Here is a 6219-nt window from a genome sequence, read left to right on the forward strand (position 1 = left end):
TCGGTATCGTTATATATTATTTTATATAGCGCGTGGCGCAAAACGACCGACAGCTCCCTCCCCGGAGCCGTCTGATCGCATCGATCAAGCGGGTACGCGCAACGGCAGAACGCCGCAGATACTAGAGCCAGGCGAGCAAATTGACAACGCTATATAAGAATTTATATAGCGTATGGCTTACATGCGGATCAGCGTTTGCACTCGGCCAGCACCACCTTGCAGGTCCTGGGCAGGCCGCCGGAGCGCCCGGCGTAGCGGATGCAGTTGTTCATCGATTTCTGCCGGGCGATCTGCAAGGTCGGGCCCCACGCCAGGCCACCTTCGCCGGCTGTGGGCACGGCTTTGGCGTGGCAGTTGGAACCGGCATTGGCGGCCAGGTATTTGGCCTTGGGTTTGCTCGAGCAACCGGCCGTGAGTGCCAGGCACAGGGCGAGCAGGCAGGTGGTGAAGAGGGTAGTGTTCATGTCAGAGGCAGTCCGGATCGCCGAAGGGGGCTGTGCCCGGGTTGGCTACCGGTCTAGCTAATTATAGGTTCTTAGTGCAAACGGTGGAAATTGGTCCTTGGGTCTGTAAGTTGGGGCAGCGAGCTTATCCATTCGCTGTGGCGCTGCTGCTGGCCCCTTCCGCCTTTACGGCGGCCTACTTTTCTCTTGGGAAAAGGTAGGCAAAACCGCTCGCTCCAGCATACGGCCCTACGCTGCGCTTCGGGTCCCCTCGCTACGGCGCCTTCCGGGGCATCGCGGCCTACGACTTGCTACGCCAAGTCTACGTCTCGCGTCTTCGGCTGACGCCGAAGGTGCTGCGCACTGCCCCTACAGGCACCTACGCTCGGCCTCCTGAAGTCGCGAAGTTACGGGCGGTGCCTGTGCTGGCGTATCTACGAAATTGGATATCGGCAGAGCTTAGCGCCACGTCGAATGGATAAGCCCATCATTACCCCATTCACGCCTGCAACGCCAACTGCATCCCCGCAAGCTTGATGCAGGTCTCCTCGTATTCACTGGCCGGGTCCGAGCAGGGCACGATGCCGCAACCGGCGAACAGACGGGCCTGCTCGCCGTTCAACAGCGCCGAGCGCAGGCCGACGATGAATTCGCCGTTGCCCCGCGCGTCCAGCCAGCCCAGGGGCGCGGCGTACCAGCCGCGGTCAAAACCTTCGCAGTGGCGAATATGCGCCATGGCCTGCTGGCGCTCGTGGCCGCCCACGGCGGGTGTCGGGTGCAGGGCTTCGACCACTTGCAGCAGGCTTGTTTGCGGGCGCAGGCGACCTTCGATCACTGTACTCAGGTGCTGGACCCGACTCAGGCGTTGCACCGACGGGGTCGCCGGTACCTGCAACTGGCTTGCCCACGGCGCCAGGCCGCTTTCGATGATCTGCACCACCAGTGCATGTTCGTGGCGGTTTTTCTCGCAGTCCAGCAGCGCCTGTGCCAGTTGCGCGTCTTGTTGCGGGTCGGGGTCGCGGCGGCTGGTGCCGGCCAGCGCCAGGGTCTGCAGGCGGCCGCCGTCGAGCTTGACCAGGCGTTCCGGCGAGGCGCCGATAAAGCAGCTTTGCTGGCGGCGAAAGGCGAACAGGTAGGCCGCCGGATCGTTGCTGGCCAGGCGCGCCAGGGTGCGTCCCGGGCTGACGGCCCGGGAAAACTCGCTGAGCACTTCGCGCGCCAGCACCACCTTTTTCATCGAGGTATCGCGCAGCGCGTCCAGGGCCTGGGCGATTTTGCTCTCCCAGCAGGCGCGCGGCAGGCTCTGGTCGCGGCGGTGCTGCGCGGGCGGCGTGACAACCGGCGCCGACAGGTAGCGATCCATCAGCCCGTGCCACTCATTGAGCACCTGCTCGCAGCGGCTTTGGGCAGTGTCCGCAGGGCCGACCAACTGCTGGCACAGCAGCCAGCAGGCGTCGGCGTCGCGTATCAGCAGCAAGGTCATCAGTCGCATCGAGGCGTCGCCAAACCCCTGCCAGGCGCTGCTGGCCTGGACCTGGTGGTCGAAGCGAAACCCCCCGCACAGCAGCGGCGGCTGCGGGCCGTGGATCACCGCGCTGCGCAGCCAGTGCTGCCACTGCTGGTCAACGCTGGCGAAACGCTGCTCGCCAGCACCGCACAGCTCTGCAGCCACGCCCCAGCCGAACAGGCTCCTGCCGCCATCGGCGGCGCGCCAGAACACGGCCTCGGCGCAGGGCTGGTCGACCCGGCAAAACAGCTCCAGCAGGTCCACCGCATCGATCGCCAGGGCGTAACTGGCCAGCACCGGCTCAGCTTGCAGCACCGCGCGCTGGCGGGCCTGCTCGAACACCTGGGTCAGCTCGCCGAGGTGCTCTTCCAGTCGGGTCAGGGCTTTCATGCGGGCACCCTCATGCTGCGCCAGTGCACGACTTGCTGGGCGATGTACCAATGAATGATCTGGGCAAACAGGGTTTCGACAAAGTGTGCATCGAGCCCGGCGTCCTCGGCCCACTGGCGCCGTTGCGGGAGCATCTGGGCGACGCGCTCGGGCGCGGCGATGCTGTTTTCGGTCGGTTTGAAGCGGGCGGCGGCTTTGACGTAAGCCATGCGTTGGCGCATGAGTTCGATGATCTGGTGGTCCAGTGAATCGATGGCGATCCGGATGTCCGGCAGGCCTTCACAAGCGTCTGGGGATTTCATCAGAGGGCTTCCTCAAGGGCAGGTGATGTCAGCGGGCGACGGCCGAGCAGGCTGGCCGCCAGGGCATCGAGCAGCGCCTGGCGCTGCTCGATGAGGTAGAAGTGCTCGCCCTGCCAGCGCTGCAGGTGCAGTGGCTGGAGGCTGGCGGCTTGCCAGGCCAGGGCTTCGTCAAGGTCGATCTCCGGGTCCTGCTCGGGGTAGAACACGGTGATGCGGCTGTTGAGCGGCTGCGGCGCGGCGCGGCTGTAGGTTTCGACGATCTGGTAGTCATGGCGCAGGCTGGGCAGGAACATCTGGCACAGGGCCGGATCTTCGAGCAGCGGGTTGGGCCGGCTCGACAGCCGCCGCACATCGTCGAGCAACGCTTGGTCGGGGCCGCTGTGCAACTGCCCGCCACGCTGGCACTGCGGCGCCGGGTGGGCGGAGACGAACAACTGCTCGACGGCGATTGTCTGCTGCGCCAGGCGCACCGCCACTTCATAGGCGACCACCGCGCCGAGGCTGTGGCCGAACAGCGCCAGCGGCCGGTCGGCATAGCCACGCAGCGCAACGCTCGCGGCCTCGGCCAGGCTGGGCATGTCGCTCAGGCAGGCTTCGCCGAAGCGGTCTTCACGGCCCGGGTACTGGATGGCCAACAGGTCGATATCGGCGGGCAGGGCGCTGGCCCAGTCGCGGAAAAAACTCGCACTGCCGCCAGCATGGGCAAAGCACACCAGGCGCCAGCGCGGCATCGGCGTCAATCGATAGGGGCGCACCCAGCGCTCGCCCTGGGACAACAGCCCGGCCATCACGAGGCGACGCTCCCACAGTTGGCATCGAGCCAGGCCTGGCGCAGGGTTGCGCGCAGGTCCTTGCGGCTGACCTTGCCGACCCCGGTCTGCGGGAACTGCGCCACGAACTCGATGCGGTCTGGCACCTTGAACGCGGCCAGGCCCTGGCTGCGCAGGTGCTGCTTGAGGCCAAACGCCGAGGGCGCCGGATCGCGGGCGACGATAAAGGCGCAGGTGGACTCGCCCAGCACCGCGTCGGGCATCGCCACCAGCGCCGCGTCATGCACCTGGGGATGGTTGATCAGCAGGTTTTCCACTTCTTCGGCGGCGACCTTTTCGCCGCCGCGGTTGATCTGGTCCTTGTCCCGCCCCTCGACCACCAGGTAACCCTCGGCGGTGCGCCGCACGCGGTCGCCGCTGCAATAGAAACCATCAGCAGTGAAGGCCTTGGCGTTGTGTTCGGGCAGCCGGTAGTAGCCGCGAATGGTGTAGGGGCCGCGCACTTGCAGCTCGCCGACTACACCGTCGGGTACAGGCTGGCCCTGTTCGTCGACGATGCGCAGCTCGTCATCGGCGCACAGTGGCCGGCCCTGGGTGTGCAGAAGCAATTCCTCGCGATCGTCCAGGCGGGTGTAGCAGAGCAGCCCCTCGGCCATGCCCAGCACTTGTTGCAAGGTGCAGCCGAGCACCGGTTTGACCCGCGCCGCAGCAGTGCTGAGCAGCTTCGCGCCGCCGACCTGGAGCAGTCGCAAGCTCGACAGATCGGCCTGGCGCTGGGCCTGGGCGTCGAGCCAGAGCATGGCCAGCGGCGGCACCAGGGCGGTGACGGTGACCCGCTCGGCGCTGATCAGGGCGAAGCAGGTGTCCGGATCGGGGCGGCGGCTGCACACCACCCGGCCACCGGCGAGCAAGGTGCCGATCACCCCGGGGCAGCAGAGGGTGAAGTTGTGCGCCATGGGCAGCGCGGCAAGGTACACGGTCTGCGCGTCGAGCCCGCAGACCGCGCTGCTGGCGCGCACGTTGTAGAGATATTCGGCGTGCCGGCGCGGAATCAGCTTGGGCGTGCCGGTGGTCCCCCCCGACAACTGGAAGCAGGCCACCGCCTCGGGATCGCCGGCGTCCTGCTCCATTGCTTCGCCGCCGTACAGCGTGCTGAGGGCAATGAACTCTTCGGCGTCACCGTCGATCAGCACATGCCGCAGGTGCGGGTTGGCAGTGCGCAACTGGCGCGCCATCTGCCGGCAGTCGAAACCTTCGAGCTGATCGCAGCCGATGTAGGCCGTGGCCTGGGCGAAGCTGCAGAAGCCGCCGATCTCGTGCTGACGATGAGCGGGCAGGGCCAGGATCGGCCGCGCGCCGAGGCGAAACAGGGCAAAGCACACTTCGACAAAGGCGCTGCCATTGGGCAGGTGCACCACCACGTTGTCACCGGCGTTGAGGCCAAGGGCACGCAAGCCGCCGGCCAGGCGCTGGCAGCGTTCTGCCAGGCTGGCGTAGCTCAAATGCAGGGCGCCGTCGCTGATGGCGATCGCAGCCGGGTTGCGGGCCGCGGCGGTGTCGAGGGCCTGGGCAAAGGTCTGCGCCTGCCAGTAGCCGGCCTGGCGGTAGCGCTGGGCAAAGGCCGGCGGCCAGTCGGGAGCGTCGCCTACGGCATCTGGCAGGGGCGTCGAAGTGTTCAAGGACATGAAATCTCCTATTTGTAGAAATAATTGGCTACAAATGGCTTAATGAGATCTATTATCATTATCCTTCGCCGAGCGCTTCTCAACGCCAAGGCTTTCGGTGCCGCGACTTTTTCATTAGATGAAATACGCAGTGGCTTCAAACAGGGAGGTTGAGGGTTTACAAACCTCCCGTTATTTCAGGTCAGGCCCCACGTAATGGCCTCAGGAAAAGGGAAAACCCAATGACTATTACGATCATCGCCCCCACTCACCCAGAGAAGCAGGCCGAACCCAAGGGCAACCAGCCCGGCACGGTCTACCTGGAACCGCACATGACCCTGGTTACCGGCACCCTCTGGTCCGAGAGCGAGGCCTGGGTCGAAGACCCGCTGGAGCGCGGTCTGAAGCTGATCCTGGTGCAGAGCGGCGAGTTGTCCTGCCGGATCCCCGGGCACGCCGAGCAATCGATCCGTGGCCCGAGCCTGTGCACCATCGTCAATGACGGCGAGTTCACCTCGTCGCAGATCTACGGCACCTCGACGCCGCTGCGCTACACCATCGTCCAGCTCGACCTGGAGTCGCTCGACCGCCACCTGGGCATGGCCCCGCGCAAGCTGCTGGCGGCCAGGGGCGGCGACCCCTACATGATGGTGCGCCCGGCGCCGCGGGCAATGCAGGCCCTGGCCACGCAGATCGCCACCTGCCCGATGCAGGGCCCGAGCCGCTCGCTGTACCTGGGTGGCAAGGCCCTCGAGCTGACCGCGCTCAGTGCCCAGTTTTTACTGGATGAACGCGCCCAGCCAGAGCAGAAACTGCGCATCACCGCCTCGGATGTCGAGCGCGTGCACGCCGCCCGTGACCTGCTGGTGCGCTCGCTGCTCGAGCCGCCGAGCCTCAATGCCCTGGCCGCCCATGTCGGCATGAGCCCGCGCAAGCTCACCGCAGGCTTTCGCAAGGTGTTTGGCACCAGTGTGTTCGGCTACCTGCACGAGCATCGCCTGAGCGAAGCGCACCGCATGCTCAGTGATGAAGAGAGCAACGTTTCGACCGTCGCCTATGGCGTGGGCTACAGCCCGGCGCATTTTTCCATTGCCTTTCGCAAACGCTACGGCGTATCGCCCAGCGAGATCCGCTGACGCGCGC

6 protein-coding genes are annotated in these 6219 nt (G+C 65.9%); 1 reads left to right on the forward strand and 5 read right to left on the reverse strand.

The genetic code is table 11. The annotated features are described in order from the left end of the window. Positions 1-188: 188 nt before the first annotated feature. From UB48_RS14305 to UB48_RS14325, 5 genes are all read right to left on the reverse strand, one after another. Positions 189-464 (reverse strand): hypothetical protein, encoded by a 276-nt coding sequence (locus UB48_RS14305; RefSeq protein ID WP_045198120.1) that lies wholly within the window; start codon positions 462-464, stop codon positions 189-191. 478 nt (positions 465-942) lie between these two features. After that, on the reverse strand, positions 943-2340 hold the full coding sequence (locus tag UB48_RS14310) for an isochorismate synthase (protein WP_045198122.1): 1398 nt from the start codon (positions 2338-2340) through the stop codon (positions 943-945). Continuing rightward, a complete protein-coding gene (locus UB48_RS14315; protein WP_045198124.1) occupies positions 2337-2642 on the reverse strand; it encodes an isochorismate lyase in 306 nt (101 codons plus the stop codon). The genes UB48_RS14310 and UB48_RS14315 overlap by 4 nt, the downstream gene beginning before the upstream one ends. Further along, positions 2642-3430 (reverse strand): thioesterase II family protein, encoded by a 789-nt coding sequence (locus UB48_RS14320; protein ID WP_045198126.1) that lies wholly within the window; start codon positions 3428-3430, stop codon positions 2642-2644. Before UB48_RS14320 ends, UB48_RS14315 begins: the two co-directional genes overlap by 1 nt. Next, a complete protein-coding gene (locus UB48_RS14325) occupies positions 3430-5097 on the reverse strand; it encodes a (2,3-dihydroxybenzoyl)adenylate synthase (protein ID WP_045198128.1) in 1668 nt (555 codons plus the stop codon). Before UB48_RS14325 ends, UB48_RS14320 begins: the two co-directional genes overlap by 1 nt. A gap of 221 nt (positions 5098-5318) precedes the next feature. Between UB48_RS14325 and UB48_RS14330 the strand changes: the two genes are divergently transcribed. Further along, the gene (locus tag UB48_RS14330; RefSeq protein WP_045198130.1) at positions 5319-6212 is read left to right on the forward strand and encodes a helix-turn-helix transcriptional regulator; all 894 of its coding nucleotides are present in this window, start codon (positions 5319-5321) and stop codon (positions 6210-6212) included. Positions 6213-6219 lie beyond the last annotated feature (7 nt).

The sequence above is a fragment of the Pseudomonas sp. 2(2015) genome (assembly GCF_000955865.1).
Classification (GTDB): Bacteria; Pseudomonadota; Gammaproteobacteria; order Pseudomonadales; family Pseudomonadaceae; genus Aquipseudomonas.

Excerpts from the sequence above, each read along its gene's own strand:
- UB48_RS14330 (WP_045198130.1), top strand. The coding sequence starts at position 5,319 with ATGACTATTACGATCATCGCCCCCACTCACCCAGAGAAGCAGGCCGAA.
- UB48_RS14315 (WP_045198124.1), bottom strand. The coding sequence starts at position 2,642 with ATGAAATCCCCAGACGCTTGTGAAGGCCTGCCGGACATCCGGATCGCC.
- UB48_RS14320 (WP_045198126.1), bottom strand. The coding sequence starts at position 3,430 with ATGGCCGGGCTGTTGTCCCAGGGCGAGCGCTGGGTGCGCCCCTATCGA.
- UB48_RS14305 (WP_045198120.1), bottom strand. The coding sequence starts at position 464 with ATGAACACTACCCTCTTCACCACCTGCCTGCTCGCCCTGTGCCTGGCA.
- UB48_RS14325 (WP_045198128.1), bottom strand. The coding sequence starts at position 5,097 with ATGTCCTTGAACACTTCGACGCCCCTGCCAGATGCCGTAGGCGACGCT.
- UB48_RS14310 (WP_045198122.1), bottom strand. The coding sequence starts at position 2,340 with ATGAAAGCCCTGACCCGACTGGAAGAGCACCTCGGCGAGCTGACCCAG.